We start from the raw sequence: 20,538 nt of genomic DNA on the forward strand, positions 1-20,538 counted from the left end.
GAGTCTTATTAGTTTAATCGCGGTAATTTAATGCGGGCTTTCTATCGCCTAACAATGCCTTGTATTGATAATTCCCTTTGGCTTGTACAAATTCTTTTTTTGCGGCTTCTATCACCGATGGATTTTGGTATAAATCAATTGCCGTTAATGCTAAGGTTTTGGCTGCCACCATCATACCTTTAGCGCCAATATCAGTGCCTCCACAAGCTGTTGCCTGCCAACTATGGGCCGGGGTTCCGGGAATCCAGGTTGCAGCTCTTAAACCAACAGTTGGCACTGCATAACTAACATCACCCACATCGGTTGAACCACCTCCGGCATCTTGTTCTTCTTTCAATGGCTTAATAGTAGCTGCAGATTCAATAGGTGGCGGTGTGAAGTTGAATGTGGATTGCAATTTTTTTCCAAATGCAATTTCATCGGCAGTATAGCTAACTCCACCTACTTGTTCCAGATTGGTTTGCATAACCTGTGCTAAGGTTTTATTCAACAATAAATCGTGCGTGCCACCAATAATTTCATAATCCATTGTGGTGCCGGTACCCAATGCAGCCCCTTCACCGGCTTTTACCAATCGATCAAAGATTGATTTTACTTGTTCTTTATTGGGGTGACGTACATAATAATATACCTCTGCAAAATCGGGCACAACGTTGGGTGCTTTACCTCCATTCGTAATAATATAATGAATGCGGGTTTCTTGTGGCACGTGTTCACGCATCATATTGGCCATATAATCCATTGCTTCTACTGCATCTAATGCAGAACGACCTTTATCGGGTGAAGCGGCTGCATGTGCAGCAATACCATGAAAGCGGAATTTGGCAGATATGTTTGCCAACGCACTGGTCATGGTTACGCCATTCTCTGCACCGGGATGCCAATGCAAAACAACATCTACATCGTTAAATAATCCGGCACGTACCATATATACTTTTCCGCTTCCTCCTTCTTCAGCCGGGCACCCATAAACTTTAATAGTTCCTTTTAATTGACCTGAAGCAATTAGTTTTTGAATTTCAATTCCTGCTGCTACTGATGCAGTACCAAATAAATGGTGTCCACATCCATGTCCTGCTATTTGCCCGTTTATGGGTTGTTTCTCCGGAACCGCTTGTTGTGATAAACCGGGCAATGCATCAAACTCGGCTAAAATACCAATAACGGGCTTTCCATTGCCGTACGTTGCAACAAAAGCAGTAGGAATACCGGCAACACCGGCATCTACAGTAAATCCGGCATCTTTTAATTGCTGCTGTAATAATGCAGAACTTTTTACTTCCTTATACCCTACTTCAGCAAAGTTCCAAATTTGCAATTCCACATTTTTATAGTGGTTGTATTGCCCTTGCAAATCGGTTAAAGCAGTTTGTTTTAATGGGCTATTTTGCGCCATTGTAACCATTGGCCAAATAAATGTACCGGCCAATAGTATTAATTTCCATTTTCGCATAAGTGTTTAGTTTTGGTAATATAGTAATAGGAAAATTATGTAACCATGAATTTACACAAATAAATCATTAAACAAAGTAGCACCCGGAACAACGGAATAAACATCAAAATCAGTAATCCCTTCATTCGTTAATACCTGTTCATCAATAAAAGTATTGCCGGTACATTCTGTTGATTTTTTTTGTAAAATATAGGAAGCTGCATCCGCTAAAATTTGTGGTGTTCTACTCTGATTGGCCAAAGCAACACCACCCAACAAATTGCGCACCGCAGCAGTATCAATAGTAGTTCTGGGCCATAAGGCATTTGAGGCTATACCATCACCTTTTAATTCATGTGCCCAAGCAATGGCCATCATACTCATATTGTATTTGGTTAAAGTATAAGCTATATGTGGTGCCAACCATTTAGGTTGCAAATTAATAGGGGGTGAAAGGGTTAAAATATGGGGATTCTTTCCTTTTTTTAAATGTGGAATGCAAGCCTGCGTTACTAAAAAAGTGCCTCTTACATTTATACTATGCATTAAATCGAATCGTTTGGCCTCGGTTGAAAGTGTATCGGTAAGTTGAATGGCTGAAGCATTATTAATTAAAATATCAATTCCACCAAAAGTGGCTACTGCTTTATCAACTGCTGCATGTATTTGTTCCTCAAAACGAATATCGGTTTGAACAGCTAATGCTTTTGCACCTAACGCTTTTACTTCATCAGCAGCAGAAAAAATAGTACCCCCCAATTTGGGATTTTCTTCAGTACTTTTTGCTGCAATAACAATATTAGCCCCTTGCTTAGCCAAAGCTAACGCTATAGCCTTGCCGATACCTCTGCTGGCACCGGTAATGAAAACGGTTTTATTTTGAAACAACATAAGCTACTTGTTTGGAAACAAGATAAGCTATTTGTTTTTATAAAAATTGCGGTGTTAAAAATTTATTGTAATTACACAATTGTTACCAGCCTAAAAAATTGCAAATGGCTGTTTCTGCCTGATGGCAGGCCTCTTGTAGATTGTTATTAATTATCTCAATATTGAAATGATGCTTAAATGAAATTTCATAACTGGCTTTATTTAATCGGGTAGCCAAACTTTCAGGGGTTTCCGTTCCTCTGCTTTCTAACCGTTTTTTCAACTCCTCTAAACTGGGGGCTTCAATGAATATGGAAAGCGTTTGATTAGGAAATTGCTGTTGCACATGTATAGCACCTTTTACATCTATGTCTAAAACAGGCACTTTACCATTCGCCCAAATACGCTCTAACTCAGCATGCAAGGTGCCATAATATTTTCCTTCATATACCATCTCCCATTCAATAAAAGCATTTTCTTTTATTTTTTGTTGGAATTCATCGGTACTAATAAAGTAATAATCTTTCCCATCTTGCTCATTATTGCGCGGTTTACGAGTAGTTGCTGAAATAGAAAATGCTAATTTGGGATATTTGGCTAATAAATAATGCGTAATTGATGTTTTACCTGCACCGGATGGGGCTGTAATAATGATAATTTTATTTGCAACTTTTTCCATTTGCAAATAAAAGAAAAAAAACAATGTAGGAATATATTGCTTTCACAAAACACCCCCTGGCAATTCAAGGCTTTGCGGCAACACATTCCTACATTGTATCTTTCATTAAATCCCGGCTTTTATAGCAACATTACTTTGTGTGCAAATGGCGCCACGATGTAAAATTATTCGTTCATTATCAGTATCAACGGTTAGCTCAATCCAACCGGTATAAGGTCTGGCATTTACTACCAATTGAAAGGGTAAATATTTTTTGGTGGCATGCATCCAGTGGCCCTCCCAATAATCAGGCCTATCGAAGCTAATTACCTTTTGAACCATCATAATGCTGGATGCACCATACCAGAAATATCCGGAAAAAGTATTGGTAGGAATGAGCGTGTTTGCTTCCATTACCGGCATTTCTTCATTTAAATTTACCGCTAAAAGTGTATATAAATCCGATGTAACCATAAACTCCCATTTGTCTTGTTTTAATATAGGATCACCCACCATCATTACTCCAAAAAACAAATCCTTCCTGCCATCGGTATTTACATCAATAGAAATAGCATTCTGATTGGGTTTAACAACCCTGTCATTCAAATTAAAATATACCATATTGGATGAAGGTTCCGGCGGAGGTATTGGACAAACCGGTTTTTTTGTGCAGGAAAAAAATGCTGCTGCACTCAATAACACGACAAATATTTTTTTAAAAGTAAACATAAATTTATTTTTTAAAGTTTATTGATGATGGACAACATGACTACCAGATGGGTAATATTGTTTGTTTTGCTGTGATGTAATGGATAAAGTATTTTTAATTTGAATGAAATGGCGTTCTTGATGGGCAATTAAAAAACGAAACGTATCACCCAGATTTAGAGTTACCCATTTGTTTAAAGAGGTAGGAATACGAATTGTCTGTAAATTGGCATTAGTAGCAACTTGAAGCAATTGTAATAATTGATGTTGATTTTGAATAAAGGCACTGATTTCCTTTGCTGCATTGGGCTGTTGTTGTGGAATAGCACTTTTCATTGCCTTCATTTTTTTGCCAATATTATTACCTGATTTAGGTTCCATTAAATGAGTAAAGTAATTACCTAACCAACCTGATGTGAATTTTGGCAATGGCTTAGTATTATGCAGATGTAACTTGTTTTCTATAGTAGGAATATAGTACTCGTTATAAATATTTAAGTGCTGAATAACCTGTGCCACACTCCATGATTGCCGGTTTGGTTGCAGAGATAAAACCGTTGTGTTGAAATGGCTTAACTGTTGCACTTCAAAAATCGTGGAACGTACTTTTTCTATTAATGATTCAATGAATAAATGGGTATCAACTTTTTTCATACAGTAATTTTTATTTTACATATACCTATCAAATATGAATACGCAATGCAAAAATGTACAATGGCATTAATCTAAATGTTGGCATTTACCATGATTTGTAATTTTTTGGTGATTAAGCAGTTTACTAAAATTGGTAGCATCCATACCCAAATAAGAAGCAATGTATTTATGCGGCACTTTATTTAGCAAGTGGGCATTGCGCTGCATTAAAGCATGAAATTTTTGTTCATTACTGTAAGTCTGTAACTCAATTTGCCTTTGAATAGTACCTTGTAAAGCCGCTGCGGTTGCACTTAATAAAAAATATTGAATGAAAGGGTATTGCTGAACGAATTGTTGTAATCGATCATAATGCAAGCGTAAAAAATGGCTTGCCGTTAGTGTTTCAAAAAAATAAGCTGCGGGCTTTTGTAATAAAAAGCTATCTGCATTTCCAAAAAATGAACCCGAATAACCAAACAATAAAGTAATGTCTTTCCCTTCATCGGTTACATAAAATATTCTTTGCACACCTTCATTTACGAAATATAAGTATCGCTCTGTTTCCCCGGCTACTGTTAATAAAGTTTTTCGTTTTACACGCAAAGGTGTAAATGCATCTGCAAAATGATGCAAAGCTTTTTCATCGTTCCACTTCCAATTATTTAAATAAGCAAGAAAAGTTTGCATGCAGGGTTTATTTACACAACAAATTTCTTAAGCATTATTTCGCGTAACAATTGAAAAAGGGTAAATGGTATTTTTAATATGATATAAGGAAAGTTTATTTGTTCAATTTTTTACATATATATTTTTATTTTATTTTTATTAACTAAACTTCATGCTTTTGCATGATGGGTGGCACACCAAACTGTATCATTTTCGTACAGTAGTATAAAATAATTGATAGATGAAAAAGATAGAAGATTTGCTAATGTGGTTCGTTGTTGCGAATACTCAATGCATGCAATACTGCAGGAAATAAAGCATCCATATATTCCGTGGCTCCGCCTGTTGAGCCCGGAAAGGTTAATACCAATGTGTTTTGAATAAATCCTGCTACACTCCGCGATAACATAGCATATGGCATCCGCTCCTGACCATAACTGCGGGCTTGCTCCATAATGCCGGGCAATTCAACTTCTAATAAAGGTTTTACCACATCGGGTGTAACATCACGCTTAGACACTCCGGTTCCCCCAACAAAAATCAATAGCTGAATATTTTTGTTCACAAATTCATGAATAGTATTTTGTATTGTTGTTACTTCATCGGGAATAATAGTATAATGCAAGGTATTAATTTGCCATTGCTTCAATTTATCAACCACAGCCAAGCCGGCTTTATCAGTCGCTTTTTGTTGTGAAATAGAATCGGAACAAACCACTACTGCCGCATTGATGGCTTCCGTATTTTTTCTGTCACTTTTGCCGCCAGATTTTGATAATAATTTTATTTGTTGTATTTCAATATGCGGGTCAATTGGTTTTAACATGTCATACAAGGTAAGTGCTGCAACAGCTGCCCCATGCATGGCTTCCACTTCAACGCCTGTTTTATAAATGGTGTGCACCTCTACTTCCAAAGTAATGCATAAATCATGCACGGAAAATCGAACATCAGTAAACTCAACCGGTAAAGGATGACAATCGGGTATAACAGTATCTGTTTTTTTTACGGCAAACAGTGCTGCCACTTTAGCAAATGAAAAAACATCGCCTTTAGGAACTCGCTTTTCATTGATTGCCCGAATGGTTTCTTGCAAAGAAACCATTACGTTTGCAACGGCAACAGCTTTGCGTAAAGTGTTTGATTTATGGGTGATGTTGACCATATTAATGATTTTCTTTCCAAATGGTTTGCTGATTATCTAATAATTCTTTGCCCCAAACCGGCAGCTGAAATTTAATGGCTTCTACCAATTCTTCACAAGCATCTATAGCGGCTTTCCGATGCTGCGATGATACAAATACAAATAAACTTAACTCGCCGGCAGGTACTACTCCTAAACTATGATATACATGCATACAGGTGAGTGCATATTTTTGAAATATAGCTTCGCGAATGGTATGCATTTGTTCCAATGCCATATCAACATATGCCGTATATTCAATAGCAGTAACTATGCCTTCGGGTTTTTCATCGGCCCGTACTTGTCCTAAAAATATGCTATGTGCTCCAATATTTTTTTTACTGGCATGTTGTGCAATACTCTCTGCTATTTTTTGTGGGGAAATAGGCCCTTCTACAAAAATGTTTTTTATTTTTTTTTCACTCATACATTTAACTGTTGAAATATGCATTTAACCCGCCTTGCAAATGAAATATTTTTTGCAAAGTTTTGCTTTGAAAAATAGTAGCAGCATTTCTGCTACGAATACCTTGTTGACAAATTATACAAATGTTTTTATTCGTTACGGGAATATGCAAATTATTTTTCGCTTGTATTATTTGTGAATAAGGTATTTGATGATCTACAAAATTTACATGCGGCAATTCGCCCATCTCTCTAACATCTACAACAAACAATAATTGCTGTTGCAGCATTTGCTTAAACTGATCAACACTTAACGACTCTTCCGTTGACGCTGCATTACAGATGTGCTGATAATCTGTTTGCTGAAACTCGGTTACATTTATGTTTACAGTATTAGCATTTTTAGTAAGTTCAATTTCATAAAATTGAGTTTCTAAGCTTCTATAAGTTAATAAACGACCATCCAACAACTGTCCCATACCCGTAATGAATTTAATCACTTCAGTTGCCTGTAATGTGCCGATTATTCCCGGCAATACGCCTAACACTCCCGCTTGTTCGCAGGATTGAATATTTGCAGTAGCCGCAGGGTCTGGAAATACATCTCGATATTGTATATTTTTTCCGCCATTCAAATTATTATTAAAAATAGATACTTGACCTTCATATTGCGAAACAGCTCCATACACCAATGGCTTTTGCAATATTGCACAAGCATCATTTAATAAATATTTTGTTGGAAAATTGTCGGTTGCATCAATAACTATATCGTATTCGCTGAGTATTTGTAATGCATTTTTCGGATGAATATGGAAAGGATAGTCCGTTATGTTTACCAACGGATTGAGTTGCTGCATTTTTTGTTTTGCCACCATTACTTTTAATGCGCCAACTTCATTAGAAAAAAAAAGCGGTTGACGATGTAAGTTGTGTAATTGAACTACATCCCCATCAATAATACCCATATTGACAACACCTGCAGCCGTTAAATATTGTAATGCAGGACATCCTAAAGCGCCCATACCTACAATACATACTTTGGCTTGCTGTAGTTTTTGCTGGGCAGCTTCTCCAAAACCCGGTAATATGATTTGACGGCTATACCGTTCATTTATGCTTTTTAACATGCACTATCCTCCTGAAAATGGCGGCATTAAGGCTACCGTATCTGTTGGTTGTAATGAAGTATTTTCACGTACCATTTTCCCATTCACAGCTATAAAATAGGTAGTTGTTTTTATAGCCGGATATTTTGCTTCCAGCAAGCCAATCAATTGTTCTGTATTATCACAGATTATATCGTTAGGCAAAGGCGCAACAATATCTGTAAGACTTCCAAAAACCAATACTTGCATACGTACAAATTAAACCAATAATAATTTAATGGATGCCATGATTAGTACAATGGCCAACATGTATTTCATGCCTTTTTCGTTTAATTTTTTTGAACCAATGTACGCACCCAACCATCCGCCTGCTAAAACAATAATTATAATGCTAATAATTTGGGCACTGAGTGGGAACCCGGTGTTTAGTTGCCCTACCATACCCGAAATTGAATTTAAGAAAATAAAGATAGCACAAATAGCGGCTGTTTGCTTTTGTGTAGCCCAACTCATCAGTAATAAAACCGGTGCCAATAATATACCTCCGCCCATACCAATCATACCCGACACTAAACCAATTAATGCACCAATGATAAACAATACATACCACTTCGGATTTTTTACCACGGGCTTTTCTGCATTTTGATACAACAAGCGTAAAATAGAAATAAGCAATACCACACCCAATAATTTCTTATATATCAATTCAGATACAGGTAAAATGCTGCCTAAAAAAGCAAAGGGTATGGAAGCTGCAATTAGCGGCCACAATAATTTTGATTTAAAATGTCCGGCTCTGTAAAATGATACAAATGCAATGAATGAAACCAAAGTATTCAACAGCAAAGAAGTTGGTTTCATTACTGCCGGTGTAAAATTTAAAAGCGCCATTACAGCTAAGTAACCACTGGCGCCTCCATGTCCAATACTGGAATAGAAAAAAGCCACCAAAAAGAATAACAAATAAATCCAAATTTCATGCATACAGTTACATTATAAAAACAAATAAACTCTTTTTTCTGTCCCTGATTCAATTTGTGTATCTGATTCTTCTAATTCTATCCAACAATTGGCATTGGTTAAAGCACTTAATTGATAGGAAGCCTGAGCAGGAAGAATTTTAACCGTGTTTCCTTCCAAATATCCTTTTAAAAATTGGGTTAATGGAATGTTTTTTTGAAATGCTGTACTTACTTTAGCTGTTGTGGATTGAATAGTATGTGTACCACATATTTGATCAATAGCAGGAATAACATATTGGTATAAGCAGGAAATTACCGCGGCCGGATTTCCAGGCAGACCAAATACCAGCTTATTTTTTTGTGTGCCGAAAAACAAAGGTTTGCCCGGGCGTTGTTTTACTTTATGAAAATGTTGTTGCACGCCGGCATTGATACAAGCTTGTGGAACATAATCATAATCACCGGCACTAACGCCACCGGTAATAATTACGATATCGTGATGCAGTAGTAACTCTTTTATAGAATTTTCCGTTTCCTGCAAATTATCGGAAACATAACGCACTTGCATTTGTGTTATGCCAACCTTTTTTAAATGTGCTTGAATGGTAAAAGCATTTGAATCGTACACTTTACCAAATGATAATGTATTACCGGGCTGTACCAACTCGTTACCGGTAATTAAAATACCAACAGAAGGCTTTTGTAAAACTTTTACGGTTGTAATACCGGCACTAGCCATTAAAGCAATATGCGATGGTTGTATAACTGTATGCTTTTGCAGCAATAAAGTATTTTTTTGCAGGTCACTGCCAATATTGCGAATATGATCACCCAATTGAATGTTGTTATTGAGTTGAATTTCAATGGTTGAATTGTTGACGGTAACCCATTCTTTTTGAACCACACAATTGGCACCATCCGGTATAGGACCTCCGGTAAATACCTGAATGGCTTTTCCTTTCTGTAACAGCAAGGGTTGTTCTGTACCTGCCGGCATGGCTGCCTGAATGAATAAGGGGTTGGCTTTTTCTTCCCAATAAATTGCATAGCCATCCATTGATGATTGACGAAATGCCGGAAATTGAATAGGACTAAATATGTCTTCTGCTAATGCATAATTCAGGGCATTGAGTAAATCAACCTGCACAACAGGCAGTTGCACACATTGTTCAGCAATTATTTTTTTTGCGGTATTTACTGCAACCATAATTTTATTATTCACATTATCCGCCAATAGCAATCATGCTTCTATTGTGCAAGCTATTGGCATCAATTAAATTAAATTGATTAGAAAATTGACCGCCCAAAGCTTTATGTTTGGCCAATATATTTTGTTGAATTAATGGCAATACATCTTGTTGATTCCTTAAAGGTGTTAGCAAATCTGTTTCTTCGGCACCAAATAAGCAGTTTTTCATTTTACCATCTGCCGTTAATCGAACACGATTACAACCTTCACAAAAAGGTGCGCTCATGGTAGTTATCATTGCAAAAGTTCCTACAAAATTATGCACCTTGAATTGCTTGCTTGTGTCGTGTATATCACCCGGAATGGACACAATATCATACACTGATGCAATTCTATCCAACATTTGTTGATAGGTTACCAATTTATCGCTTTTCCACTGATTTCCTTCAAAAGGCATAAATTCAATAAAACGTACGTCAATGGGGGTATGTTGAGTCCATTGCACAAAATCTAACAACTCATCTTCATTCACACCCTTCACCACTACTGCATTCACCTTTACTTTAAAATTATGTTGAAGCAACAAGTCAATATTATTTTTTACCCGTTCAAACTCATCGCGGCGGGTTAGTTGTTTGAATTTATCTTTTTGTAAGGTATCTAAACTAACATTGATTGATGTTATGCCCGCTGCTTTGAATACATCAATAAATCGGTGAACCCTTATTCCATTGGTTGTTAAGGTTAATGATACCGGTAAGCTTGCCAGCAAATGAATAATTTCAGCAATATCTTTTCTTACCAAAGGTTCACCACCGGTTAAACGAATTTTAGTAACACCCTGTGCAACAAATATCTTGGCCAACTGAAAAATTTCAGAAGGCTGCATTAAATGTGCTGTAGGCATAAAACTATATTGTTCAGCCGGCATACAATAAAAACATCGCAGGTTGCAATTATCGGTTAGAGATATACGTAGATAAGTATGTATGCGCTGATGCGAATCAATTAACATGGTTTAGTTATTGTGGAGGCAAAATTGTTCATAATCCTCCGGTGTATCAATATCATATTTTCCCGCTTCAAAAGAAATGGCAGCTACATCTTCAGAAAATGCTTTTAAAATATTTCCGGCACCTTTATCACCCATCAATTGAAGTAGTTGGGGAAAATATGGGCGCGTAAACAAAACAGGGGTTCCTGTTATTCCATCATAAGTGGCCGCTATGATTCCCTTTTGTGTTTGTTGCTGTTGCTGTAATAGTTTATTTAAAATATCAGCATTTAAATAAGGTTGATCACTCACTAAAATCATTATTTGTGTTAAAGCATTATTCTGTTCAAGCCACCACTGTAATCCCAATTTTATAGAAGAAGCCATTCCTTCCTTCCATTGTTCATTGTAAACCAAGTTTATTGGATAATTGTTGAATGCTTGTTTTATCATGGCATCATAATAACCGGTAACAATTAATATGCCTTCAGATGGTATTTGTTGTGCTTGTTGAACAATGTGTTGCAATAGATTTTTTTCGCCATATGGCAATAACATTTTAGGTTTACCCATTCTTGTTGCAGCGCCTGCAGCTAATATAATAATGCCTGTTTTCATAAATGATTTGCATGAATGGCCGCTGATTTATCACGTAAGTGATACGGATTTTTTTTATTTAATACGCTCATAATTTCTGCTACAATTGAAACGGCAATTTCTTCTGCAGTTTCTGCACCAAGGTTTAAGCCGGTAGGACCATAAATATTCTTTTTTTGATCATCAGAGAACTCAATTCCCTGTTCAGCCAAATCATTCAATAATCTATCTCTTTTAGAAGCGGGGCCTAATAAGCCGATGTATGGCAATGGAGGTAATTTTTGCAATTCCGCTAACACAGCTAAATCATAATTATAGTTGTGGGTCATTAATACAATAGCGGTATTTGTATCTATCGGCCATTGCGGAACCACTTCATGCGGTTTTCCCACCTGTATTTGTTCCGCTTGAGGAAAACGTTGAGCCGTTGCATGTGTTTTTCTGCCATCGGCCAATATTATTTGCCAGCCGGCTATTGCAGCCATTTTGGCTAAAGGAATGGCATCATTTCCCGCACCAACAATTATTAATTGTATGGAAGGTTGAACCTGTTGTATAAACAATTGCTGTTGGGAACCCTCCCATTCTTGCGTAATATGACCATTATTAATCTTTTCTGTTTGTAAAATATCGGTAATGGCTTTCTGTATGGAAGATGGGAGTAAGTTCAATTCTGTGGTTCCTAAGTGTTTTTGTGAGGCGGAATCAAAGCCACATATCACAATACCAGTGTTTCCTCTATCGGCAATGGCATTCCGTAAGGTATTTATCGGATTGTTGGGCACTTCAACTTCTAATGGTAATGGCTCAAATAAAATGGATACAATTCCGTTACATCCTAACTGAATGCCCAATTTAGCATCATCTTCATCGGTAGTATCGTAAACTACAATTTTCTTTTTATTTTGATGTATGGCCAACAGTGCCTTTTTCAATGCATCACCTTCTAAACATCCGCCACTTATGGCACCTGTAAGTTCACCCGTTTCGTTTACCAACATTCTGGCACCCGGCCTTCTGTATGAGGAACCTTCAACTTTTACCACTGTTGCCAAAGCCGTATGTTGTTGTAAAGCACAGGCTTTGGTGTAAGCAACAATAATATCTTTTATTTCTTTCATGCCTCATTTTAAAACTACTTAATTACGCAAACCATTTACTTTGTCGGGTGTAACCATGCCTTTTAATTTATTACCCCAACTGTTTCGTGTATAATTAATAATGTCTGCAATTTGTTCGTTGGTTAAATAATCCTGAGCAGGCATAACGTTATTGTACTGTACGCCATTAACGGTTATGGTACCTTGTTGACCCTTTAAAATTACGTTTATAAATGCCTCAACAGGCTTTTGCATAAAATCGGTTTTAACCAAAGGCGGAAACATGCCTTCTTGCCCTTTTCCATTTTCCATATGGCAGTTTTGACAATACAAAGCATAGGCTTCTTTGCCTCTTGCTATACTTTCCTTTAATGCTTTATCTTGTTGAAATGAAACCGCCAAAAAGCCAATCGTTAATAAAGCCATGCTGCTAATAATTTTTTTCATATTTAAGTGTGCGTATAGTTAGGTTAAACAATATTGTTTATATCAAATGGAAGTTTTCTTATTCTTTTTCCGGTTGCGGCATAAATAGCATTGCACAATGCAGGGGCAAAGGGTGGTAATCCGGGTTCGCCCACGCCTTTAATAACAGGACCTCCATTAGCAATTATATGTACCTCTACCGGCGGCATTTCATTGATGCGAATAATAGGATTATTGTTATAGTTACTTTGAACAGTTTGTCCGTTATTAAAAGTAATACCATTTTTTATGGCGGCACCTAATGCCATTACCGCAGCACCTTGCACTTGCGCTTCTACTGTATCGGGATTTACCACTGTTCCTAAGTCAATAACAGCATATGCTTTTTCTATTTTAATGCCATTTCCTTTTTTAGAAACTTCAATTACATATCCTGCTAATCCGGCAAAAAACTCCCATTGTGCTACGCCTCTACCCCAACCTTTGGGCAAAGGTGTGTCCCATTTTGATACTTCGCGTAATTTTTGCATCAATGTTTTGGTATCACTTGGCTTGGTAAGCATGGCCATTCTAAAATCCATAGGATCTTTTTTGGCAGCAACCGCCATTTCATCCAAAAAACATTCATGTGCAAACGCTAAAGTGGTACTGGTAACTGCTCGCCAAGCAGCCAATGGTACAGGCATATAATGGAATACGAACAGATTTTTCATATTAGGAATTTCGTATTTCTGTTCGCTAATTCCCTCAGTCATAGTTTTGTTCGTCTTTGTTTTATCATAATTTTTATTTCCATCTAAAGTTGGGGCAATTACTTTATGTTGAAAGGCAACGGGATTACCATTTGCGTCTAAAGCCCCTTTGAATGCAGAGAAAGTCATGGGACGGAAAGGACCCATTTTTGTATCATCTTCCCTTGTCCAAATAGATTTAACGGGTTTGCCCACTTTTTTACTTAATTCCAATGCTTCTTCCACATAATCGGGATATAATCTTCTTCCAAAACCACCGCCACTGAATAAAACATGTATGGTAATATTTTCTTCAGGCACATTGTATTTTTTCGTGAATTGATCCATGATACGACCGGGTACTTGCGTAGATGCCCATATTTCAATTTTATTATTATCGTACCAACTGCAGATACAATTCATAGGCTCGATAGCAGAATGCGATACAACAGGCGTTTCATAAAATGCCTCTAATTTTACAGGGGCATCGGCAAAAGCCTTATCGAAATTCCCTTGTTCATGATCAATGGCCCCTTCTTCTTTTGCTGCCTGTCGTAAACTTTCGGCAAAGCTGTTGGAGTTGAATGATTCATGCCCATCATAATCCCATGTTACCTTCAATGCTTTTCTTCCCTGCAAAGCCGCCCAGTAGTTTTCTGCTAAAACAGCCACTCCAACCGAATGATGCCCGTTAATGTCGCGCTCACAAGTTTCTACCCCAATTACACCTTTCACTTTTTTAGCGGCGGTATCATCATACTTCACCAGTTTGCCACCAAAAACAGGGCAACGTTCTATAGAAGCATATACCATTCCCGGCACTTTTACATCAATTCCAAAAATGGCTTTGCCGGTTGATTTTAAAGGAACATCGGGCCTTGGATAGCGCTTTCCCAATATTTTAAAATCTTTGGGATCTTTCAATGCGGGGTTTTTGGGTACTTCTAATTTTGATGCAGCTTCAGCAACAGCTCCATATCCAACTGTTTTCCCCGAAGGTTTATGAATTATTTTGGCATTATCTGCATAACATTCGGCAACCGGAACACCCCATTGTTGCGCTGCTGCAGCAATTAACATGTCTTTTGCTGCTGCACCAATTTGGCGCATTTGTATATAACTGGTTCTAACAGATGAACTGCCGCCGGCAAATTGCCCATTTCCATATTTTTTCTGGCCACCGGTTTGCAAAATGGTAACGCCATCTAAAGGCACTTCCAACTCTTCAGCTATTAATGATGGAACCGATTGAAAAACTCCTTGTCCAATTTCTGGGCGAGGATTCATAATAGTAATTGTACCTGAAGGTTCAATAATAACAAAAGGAGTAAGGTTATAAGCATCGGCATTTGCGGCTATTGTTTCTAACCTTTCTTTATCTAAATAAGAGCGGGTTATTTTTTCTATAACTGATTCGCCATTGGCTTTTAAAGAAAGACCCAGCATAAGGCCGGTACCGGTAAATCCTGATAACTTCAAGAATTGGCGGCGATGTAGCTTAGTGGTAGTTGACTCAGACATATGTAAATATTTTTAAACATTAAGCATTGATGATTTCAGCAGCCCTATGAATAGCTGAGCGAATACGTTGATAAGTACCACAGCGGCATAAATTTCCCATCATAGCGGCATCAATATCTGCATCGGTTGGCTTGGGTTTATTTTTCAACAAAGCTGTTGCACTCATAATTTGGCCTGATTGGCAATATCCACATTGTGGCACTTGCAATTCTATCCATGCTTTTTCCACTGCCTGCCCAATTTTATTATCGGCCAAGCCTTCAATGGTAGTAATATTTTTTCCAACCGCAGCAGCAACGGGAAAACTGCACGACCTAACGGGGCTGCCATTTACATGAACCGTACATGCACCACATTGTGCAATACCGCAGCCAAATTTGGTACCTGTTAAATCCACATAATCCCGAATAGCCCATAACAGTGGCATATCCGGTGCCACATCTAAATTGTAGGTCTTGTTATTGACATTTAACGTTATCATGACAATCGTTTTAATATGATAAATGGAGTGAGTTCTTATGTAGTTGCATATAATTTAAGCGTGTAAATTAAAACAGCCGGAATAGCAAGCCTAAATCGAGGTTTAAATTTACACAAAACATAAGCCTCAACAAAACAAAAGTTCGCTTGTTTAAAAAATGGGATTTTTTTAAAAGCAGATGAAAGATTAACCGCTAACTCCTGAAACGATTGCTAGCTCATTTTGTTACAGTTATTTTACATTTAATTGATGATTATTTAACCAATTGCCTAACTTAATATGCCGATTGGGTACTTACTTTGTAAATGTAAAAATATTGCAGAATAAATATTAAAATAAAAAATAGGTGTTTGTATTTTCTATTCCGGCATCAAAAAAATGAATTTTTTAGAGAAAAAATGATATAAAAATCAAAATAAATAAATTATATTTTTACATATTTGTTTTGGACATAACATTAAAAAGCTTATAAAACATTGATTTATAGGTTTTTGTAATTGAAAAAACAATTTGGGCATCATAAATACAAAGAAATAATATTTCTTTTGAAAGACAAATTTTTGCATTTTTACAGTGCATAGAGAAGACAAGAGAGAAAATATTGATGACAAGTTTTCATATGGCAAGCAATCGTTAGCGGCTGTTCTGTTTCTACAGGATGGCCTTTTTTTTAAAAAATTAAAAAGCTCCATGGCAGGAGCTTTTTTAACTTTTATAATAAAAATGGAATTAAAACTGGTATGCCAATGTTAAACTGAAGCAACGGTTTTTGGCAGTCTCACCGGGAAAAGCATCAATATTTGAAATACTAAAACCATATCGGGCACCTACAATAAAATTATCGGATAATTTAAAGCCGGCCCCACCTGCTAATTGCAAATCAGTTGATTTGAACATACTTTTTATGTCTGTTCCGGCTTCTTTAGCAGATAGCAGCAAGCCGAATTGAGGGCCTGCCTCCACATAAAATTTTTCACCTAAATAATATTGAGCCATTATGGGCAATGCTACATAGTTAACATTAATTTTTTCTCCGGTAAATGCAGTACCGCCTATTCCCATAAATAGTAATTCGGGCTGCAATTTGAATTGTTCATTTAGTTCGTAGTTCGCAAAAGCACCCAATTGAAATGAAGTAATACCGTTCGTTGAAATTGTAACACCTGAGCCGGAAGCTTTAATGGAGGCAAAATTTACTCCCCCTTTAACCCCAAAATTAAGTTGCGCATGTGCAACATACCCTAAAAAGGTAAATACCAAAATAATTAGCGTTTTTCTCATATGCATTGTTTTTTATTGTTCAGTTAATTAAGCAAATAGGCGACAGATGCAATAAATAATACCCCCGTTTTACTGGTTGATTGATTAACCAATTTTCCATCTACAAATATTTTCATGGTGATTACATCTTTGTCAATATTAAAATTACTGGCATCAACCACTATAGCAGATAGCCCTCGGGCAAAACTTAAACCGGGATCTTTTGAAAATTGGGCACTATAACTGAAAGGTACAGGTTGATAAGTAGTACTATCCATTAAAGTTCCAAACATCCTTTGATTGCCGGTTTCATCATTTAAAATTACTTGAACTCTGGTTTTTGGGTTAGTACTGGTTACTTCATATTTAACTGACCAGTATGCTGGATTTCCGTTACCGGGTGAAGAACCTTCTTTTTTACATCCTATGGCCAACATTAAGCTTAGAATAATGGCCATGAAAAAGGCTTGCTTAAACATTGTGTTGAATTTAGGATTTTAAGACTAAGTGTTACAACTTAGAAATTAAAAAAAATGATTAAGTTAAAAAATTTTTTATTTATTTTTTTTTAACAATTTTAATCCATGTATCATCGGTATGGAATGGGGCTTAAAAATCCAACTTTAGAAGGGTTTACTGATATGGTATGAATATGAGAAGAGCACAAGATTTTAATTTGAGATAAAAATGTGGCTTATCTAAAACCAAAGAAAGCAGGCTAATACTTGGGAAATGAATAATTGATTGACTAACATTATCAATAGGGAAGCTATATAAAACAGCTTTTTATTTTCAATTGGTTAGAATTTAGATTTTACAGTTAATTGTTTAAACCATCCCGGCTCGTGCAACTAAACATACTATTAACCTTAACACACACCAACAAAAAAGGTAGCCGTTTGGACTACCTTTCATTTTCGCTCCCGAAACTGGACTTGAACCAGTGACCCTCTGATTAACAGTCAGATGCTCTAACCAGCTGAGCTATTCGGGAATACCTTCCGCAATTGCGGAGCGCAAAAATAGGGAAAAATGTTTTTCTGCAAAATATCACACAAAAAAATGCCAAAATATTTTAGTTCAATCTTTTATTTACTTTATCACAAGGCAATCCACCAATCACCAGCTTCAATTTTTACAGCATATGTTTTTAAATAATAACCTTCGCCCGATACATTACGACCGTTTTCCATATTAAATTTATAATGATGTAAAGGACAAGTAATACAACCCTGCGCATCTATATACCCATTTGCCAATATGCCTCCGGCATGGGGACATTTTTTGGCAAAAGCAAATTGACGACCATTCCATTGTGCCAAAGTAATAGTCTTGCCCGCTATTTCTGCTAATTTTAACCCCTGTTCGCCCGGCTGAAACCATTGTAATAACGGACCGGCATTTACCCACTCCTCAGCTTGTTTCTTCCACCACATGGTTAAAAGTGTACTGTTTTATAAGGATAACGTACCTGATACATTTTCCGAACTTTTTCCAATATTTCTTTCCTTAATTGCTCAATGTTTCTTTTTTCCGCCGCTGCAATGAATACACAATTGCCATCGGTAAGGTGTTGCCATTTACTATACAAATCGTTCAAAATATCTGTTTTTACCTCATCAGAAAGCCACTCGTCGAAATATTTAGCTTCATACAAATCCATTTTATTGAAAACGGTGAGTATAGGTTTATCAAAGGCTTTAATATCTTGTAGGGTTTTTTGCACGGTTCCCATTTGCTCCTCAAATTTTGGGTGCGAAATATCAACCACATGCAATAAAATATCCGCTTCGCGCACTTCATCTAAAGTACTTTTAAAACTTTCTACTAAATGATGCGGCAGTTTTCTTATAAATCCAACAGTGTCACTTAATAAGAAAGGCGTGTTTTCAAATACTACTTTGCGGGTAGTGGTATCTAATGTTGCAAAGAGTTTATTTTCTGCAAACACTTCGCTTTTACTTAAAAGATTCATGATGGTGCTTTTACCCACATTAGTATATCCTACCAATGCAACACGAATAAATTCACCCCTTTCCTTACGTTGTGTAAAGGCTTGTTTATCTATTTCCTGTAAACGCTTGCGCAGTAAAGCAATTTTGTCTTTTACAATTCGGCGGTCAGTTTCTATTTCAGTTTCACCGGGTCCACGTGTACCAATACCTCCACCCTGGCGCTCTAAGTGTTTCCACATACCTTTTAAGCGAGGTAATAAATATTGGTATTGCGCTAATTCAACCTGCACTTTTGCCTGTGCAGTGCGTGCACGACGCGCAAAAATGTCTAAAATTAAATCGCTCCGATCAATGGTTCTAATACCAATGGCATCTTGAATATTTGAAATTTGCGAACCGCTTAATTCATCATCTACAATGGCCAATGCTACACCTTTGTTTTGGACATAGGCTTTTATTTCTTCCAATTTTCCTTTTCCAATAAAGGTGCGACTATCGGGGTGCGGTAATTTTTGTACAAACCGCTTTAGTGTTATGGCGCCGGCTGTTTCAGCTAAAAAGGCCAATTCATCTAAGTATTCCTCTATTTGTTCAGGGGTATCCTCTTTAGTTACTAAACCAATTAAAATGGCTTTTTCTTCCGCTGCTATTTGTTGTTTATCTATCAAAAGGCAATATTTTATACAAAGGTATTGCATAAATGCGGGCCAATAAAATGCCCCTTTAGCCAATAGCTAAAAGGGCAAAAGCTTTTGTTATCAGTATTAATACTTACAATCCACTAATGGTAAGACCTATGGAAAGCGTATTCATTACAGGCCCGGCATTTTGTTTCAACACTCCCAGTACCGAGTAATCTATATTCAGGGAAACATTTCCGTACCCCGCTCGGGCAGTCGCCGCCAAAAATGTTCCATTAAAGAATTTTTTATTGCTTTCTTTTAGCACATATTGTGTACCGTATAAGCTGTTGTTGTTAATATCTAATAAGTTCTTTCCTTTAAAATAAGCTTTCAATAAAGTACCCACTTTGGCACCAACAGCAAATTTCCAGGAATGTTGCGGATCAACCGGATTAGAGAAATAGCGTAGTTCAACAGGTGCTTGCAGATAAATAGTTGTAACCTTCGATTTTTTGAAGCGTGTAGTACTATCAAAAGGAAGTGTTTGGCTGGGTGCCCACACTTTTACATACCGATGGTCGAAGAAAATATTGCTGGAGCCTATGCCCAAACCATACGCTACACTAAAGCGTTTATCAGATTTAAAAGGTCGGTTAAGCATAGCATAAAAATTAAAATGCCTGCTAAAGCCCTTGGTACCAATGGTATCCGGATTGGGTTTACCTACCCAAGTATCGCTACCAAACTGCACTAAAAAGTGATCGGAAGGTACTTTGCTTACATCAACCTTACTCCAGTCGGTTTTAATTTTGGGAATAACAGGCTTGGGCTCTTTACGTGTTTTATGTTGTGCAGTTGAATCGGTTTTGCCTTTTTTATGGAACAAATTAGAAATTTGTGCGTGAGCCATTGTTAAGGTTCCTACACTAAGCAGCAGTAATAGTATCGTTTTTTTCATTCGGTATAAATACGAGTGGTTTAACATTTTTTTAGAATAGGACAAAAATAACAGAATTGCAGCCATTGAAAGGGTTA

At 36.9% G+C, this 20,538-nt stretch carries 23 protein-coding genes and 1 tRNA gene; all 24 read right to left on the bottom strand.

Going from position 1 to position 20,538, the window contains the following annotated elements:
- Positions 1-13 precede the first annotated feature (13 nt).
- A complete protein-coding gene (locus LX80_RS13155; RefSeq protein WP_111297121.1) occupies positions 14-1,453 on the bottom strand; it encodes an amidohydrolase in 1,440 nt (479 codons plus the stop codon).
- 51 nt (positions 1,454-1,504) lie between these two features.
- Positions 1,505-2,323, bottom strand: coding sequence for an SDR family oxidoreductase (locus tag LX80_RS13160; protein WP_111297122.1), 819 nt, complete (start codon positions 2,321-2,323; stop codon positions 1,505-1,507).
- An 82-nt stretch (positions 2,324-2,405) separates the two neighbouring features.
- Positions 2,406-2,981, bottom strand: coding sequence for a guanylate kinase (gene gmk, locus LX80_RS13165; RefSeq protein WP_111297123.1), 576 nt, complete (start codon positions 2,979-2,981; stop codon positions 2,406-2,408).
- Between the two features lie 105 nt (positions 2,982-3,086).
- Entirely contained in the window at positions 3,087-3,689 is a 603-nt protein-coding gene (locus tag LX80_RS13170; protein ID WP_146250528.1) for a hypothetical protein, read from the bottom strand.
- A gap of 18 nt (positions 3,690-3,707) precedes the next feature.
- A complete protein-coding gene (locus LX80_RS13175) occupies positions 3,708-4,322 on the bottom strand; it encodes a DinB family protein (RefSeq protein WP_111297125.1) in 615 nt (204 codons plus the stop codon).
- 66 nt (positions 4,323-4,388) lie between these two features.
- Positions 4,389-4,991: a Crp/Fnr family transcriptional regulator gene (locus LX80_RS13180; RefSeq protein WP_111297126.1), complete on the bottom strand. Its 603-nt coding sequence runs from the start codon at positions 4,989-4,991 to the stop codon at positions 4,389-4,391.
- Positions 4,992-5,232: 241 nt separating this feature from the next.
- Positions 5,233-6,135, bottom strand: a complete 903-nt coding sequence (gene moaCB, locus LX80_RS13185; RefSeq protein WP_111297127.1) for a bifunctional molybdenum cofactor biosynthesis protein MoaC/MoaB — start codon at positions 6,133-6,135, stop codon at positions 5,233-5,235.
- A 1-nt stretch (position 6,136) separates the two neighbouring features.
- Positions 6,137-6,580: a molybdenum cofactor biosynthesis protein MoaE gene (locus LX80_RS13190; protein ID WP_111297154.1), complete on the bottom strand. Its 444-nt coding sequence runs from the start codon at positions 6,578-6,580 to the stop codon at positions 6,137-6,139.
- Between the two features lie 4 nt (positions 6,581-6,584).
- Positions 6,585-7,685: a HesA/MoeB/ThiF family protein gene (locus LX80_RS13195; protein ID WP_111297128.1), complete on the bottom strand. Its 1,101-nt coding sequence runs from the start codon at positions 7,683-7,685 to the stop codon at positions 6,585-6,587.
- A 3-nt stretch (positions 7,686-7,688) separates the two neighbouring features.
- Positions 7,689-7,913 carry a MoaD/ThiS family protein gene (locus LX80_RS13200; protein WP_111297129.1) on the bottom strand — a complete coding sequence of 75 codons (225 nt, stop codon included), beginning with the start codon at positions 7,911-7,913 and terminating at the stop codon, positions 7,689-7,691.
- A 9-nt stretch (positions 7,914-7,922) separates the two neighbouring features.
- Entirely contained in the window at positions 7,923-8,648 is a 726-nt protein-coding gene (locus tag LX80_RS13205; protein WP_111297130.1) for a sulfite exporter TauE/SafE family protein, read from the bottom strand.
- A gap of 9 nt (positions 8,649-8,657) precedes the next feature.
- Positions 8,658-9,833 carry a molybdopterin molybdotransferase MoeA gene (locus LX80_RS13210; protein ID WP_146250529.1) on the bottom strand — a complete coding sequence of 392 codons (1,176 nt, stop codon included), beginning with the start codon at positions 9,831-9,833 and terminating at the stop codon, positions 8,658-8,660.
- A gap of 16 nt (positions 9,834-9,849) precedes the next feature.
- A complete protein-coding gene (gene moaA / locus LX80_RS13215; RefSeq protein WP_111297132.1) occupies positions 9,850-10,830 on the bottom strand; it encodes a GTP 3',8-cyclase MoaA in 981 nt (326 codons plus the stop codon).
- A gap of 3 nt (positions 10,831-10,833) precedes the next feature.
- Positions 10,834-11,427 (bottom strand): nucleotidyltransferase family protein, encoded by a 594-nt coding sequence (locus LX80_RS13220; RefSeq protein WP_111297133.1) that lies wholly within the window; start codon positions 11,425-11,427, stop codon positions 10,834-10,836.
- Positions 11,424-12,527, bottom strand: a complete 1,104-nt coding sequence (locus LX80_RS13225) for an XdhC family protein (protein WP_111297134.1) — start codon at positions 12,525-12,527, stop codon at positions 11,424-11,426. Before LX80_RS13225 ends, LX80_RS13220 begins: the two co-directional genes overlap by 4 nt.
- A gap of 18 nt (positions 12,528-12,545) precedes the next feature.
- On the bottom strand, positions 12,546-12,953 hold the full coding sequence (locus LX80_RS13230) for a c-type cytochrome (protein ID WP_111297135.1): 408 nt from the start codon (positions 12,951-12,953) through the stop codon (positions 12,546-12,548).
- Between the two features lie 23 nt (positions 12,954-12,976).
- Positions 12,977-15,184 carry a xanthine dehydrogenase family protein molybdopterin-binding subunit gene (locus LX80_RS13235; protein ID WP_111297136.1) on the bottom strand — a complete coding sequence of 736 codons (2,208 nt, stop codon included), beginning with the start codon at positions 15,182-15,184 and terminating at the stop codon, positions 12,977-12,979.
- 19 nt (positions 15,185-15,203) lie between these two features.
- Complete coding sequence (locus LX80_RS13240; protein ID WP_111297137.1) at positions 15,204-15,665, bottom strand: (2Fe-2S)-binding protein; 462 nt, start codon at positions 15,663-15,665, stop codon at positions 15,204-15,206.
- Positions 15,666-16,394: 729 nt separating this feature from the next.
- The gene (locus LX80_RS13250; protein ID WP_170120464.1) at positions 16,395-16,946 is read right to left on the bottom strand and encodes a porin family protein; all 552 of its coding nucleotides are present in this window, start codon (positions 16,944-16,946) and stop codon (positions 16,395-16,397) included.
- Positions 16,947-16,969: 23 nt separating this feature from the next.
- On the bottom strand, positions 16,970-17,404 hold the full coding sequence (locus LX80_RS13255) for a hypothetical protein (protein WP_111297140.1): 435 nt from the start codon (positions 17,402-17,404) through the stop codon (positions 16,970-16,972).
- A 441-nt stretch (positions 17,405-17,845) separates the two neighbouring features.
- A tRNA-Asn gene (locus LX80_RS13260) sits at positions 17,846-17,919 on the bottom strand.
- Between the two features lie 106 nt (positions 17,920-18,025).
- Entirely contained in the window at positions 18,026-18,361 is a 336-nt protein-coding gene (locus tag LX80_RS13265; RefSeq protein WP_111297141.1) for a Rieske (2Fe-2S) protein, read from the bottom strand.
- 2 nt (positions 18,362-18,363) lie between these two features.
- Positions 18,364-19,548 (bottom strand): GTPase HflX, encoded by a 1,185-nt coding sequence (gene hflX, locus LX80_RS13270; RefSeq protein ID WP_111297155.1) that lies wholly within the window; start codon positions 19,546-19,548, stop codon positions 18,364-18,366.
- Positions 19,549-19,651: 103 nt separating this feature from the next.
- Complete coding sequence (locus tag LX80_RS13275; RefSeq protein WP_146250531.1) at positions 19,652-20,461, bottom strand: outer membrane beta-barrel protein; 810 nt, start codon at positions 20,459-20,461, stop codon at positions 19,652-19,654.
- Between the last annotated feature and the right edge of the window lie 77 nt (positions 20,462-20,538).

The organism is Hydrotalea sandarakina, assembly GCF_003254115.1.
Lineage (GTDB): Bacteria > Bacteroidota > Bacteroidia > Chitinophagales > Chitinophagaceae > Hydrotalea > Hydrotalea sandarakina.

Bases quoted from the DNA above. Each gene is read 5' to 3' on its own strand.
- LX80_RS13155 (WP_111297121.1), bottom strand. From the start codon at position 1,453: ATGCGAAAATGGAAATTAATACTATTGGCCGGTACATTTATTTGGCCA.
- LX80_RS13160 (WP_111297122.1), bottom strand. From the start codon at position 2,323: ATGTTGTTTCAAAATAAAACCGTTTTCATTACCGGTGCCAGCAGAGGT.
- gmk (WP_111297123.1), bottom strand. From the start codon at position 2,981: ATGGAAAAAGTTGCAAATAAAATTATCATTATTACAGCCCCATCCGGT.
- LX80_RS13170 (WP_146250528.1), bottom strand. From the start codon at position 3,689: ATGTTTACTTTTAAAAAAATATTTGTCGTGTTATTGAGTGCAGCAGCA.
- LX80_RS13175 (WP_111297125.1), bottom strand. From the start codon at position 4,322: ATGAAAAAAGTTGATACCCATTTATTCATTGAATCATTAATAGAAAAA.
- LX80_RS13180 (WP_111297126.1), bottom strand. From the start codon at position 4,991: ATGCAAACTTTTCTTGCTTATTTAAATAATTGGAAGTGGAACGATGAA.
- moaCB (WP_111297127.1), bottom strand. From the start codon at position 6,135: ATGGTCAACATCACCCATAAATCAAACACTTTACGCAAAGCTGTTGCC.
- LX80_RS13190 (WP_111297154.1), bottom strand. From the start codon at position 6,580: ATGAGTGAAAAAAAAATAAAAAACATTTTTGTAGAAGGGCCTATTTCC.
- LX80_RS13195 (WP_111297128.1), bottom strand. From the start codon at position 7,685: ATGTTAAAAAGCATAAATGAACGGTATAGCCGTCAAATCATATTACCG.
- LX80_RS13200 (WP_111297129.1), bottom strand. From the start codon at position 7,913: ATGCAAGTATTGGTTTTTGGAAGTCTTACAGATATTGTTGCGCCTTTG.
- LX80_RS13205 (WP_111297130.1), bottom strand. From the start codon at position 8,648: ATGCATGAAATTTGGATTTATTTGTTATTCTTTTTGGTGGCTTTTTTC.
- LX80_RS13210 (WP_146250529.1), bottom strand. From the start codon at position 9,833: ATGGTTGCAGTAAATACCGCAAAAAAAATAATTGCTGAACAATGTGTG.
- moaA (WP_111297132.1), bottom strand. From the start codon at position 10,830: ATGTTAATTGATTCGCATCAGCGCATACATACTTATCTACGTATATCT.
- LX80_RS13220 (WP_111297133.1), bottom strand. From the start codon at position 11,427: ATGAAAACAGGCATTATTATATTAGCTGCAGGCGCTGCAACAAGAATG.
- LX80_RS13225 (WP_111297134.1), bottom strand. From the start codon at position 12,527: ATGAAAGAAATAAAAGATATTATTGTTGCTTACACCAAAGCCTGTGCT.
- LX80_RS13230 (WP_111297135.1), bottom strand. From the start codon at position 12,953: ATGAAAAAAATTATTAGCAGCATGGCTTTATTAACGATTGGCTTTTTG.
- LX80_RS13235 (WP_111297136.1), bottom strand. From the start codon at position 15,184: ATGTCTGAGTCAACTACCACTAAGCTACATCGCCGCCAATTCTTGAAG.
- LX80_RS13240 (WP_111297137.1), bottom strand. From the start codon at position 15,665: ATGATAACGTTAAATGTCAATAACAAGACCTACAATTTAGATGTGGCA.
- LX80_RS13250 (WP_170120464.1), bottom strand. From the start codon at position 16,946: ATGAGAAAAACGCTAATTATTTTGGTATTTACCTTTTTAGGGTATGTT.
- LX80_RS13255 (WP_111297140.1), bottom strand. From the start codon at position 17,404: ATGTTTAAGCAAGCCTTTTTCATGGCCATTATTCTAAGCTTAATGTTG.
- LX80_RS13265 (WP_111297141.1), bottom strand. From the start codon at position 18,361: ATGTGGTGGAAGAAACAAGCTGAGGAGTGGGTAAATGCCGGTCCGTTA.
- LX80_RS13275 (WP_146250531.1), bottom strand. From the start codon at position 20,461: ATGAAAAAAACGATACTATTACTGCTGCTTAGTGTAGGAACCTTAACA.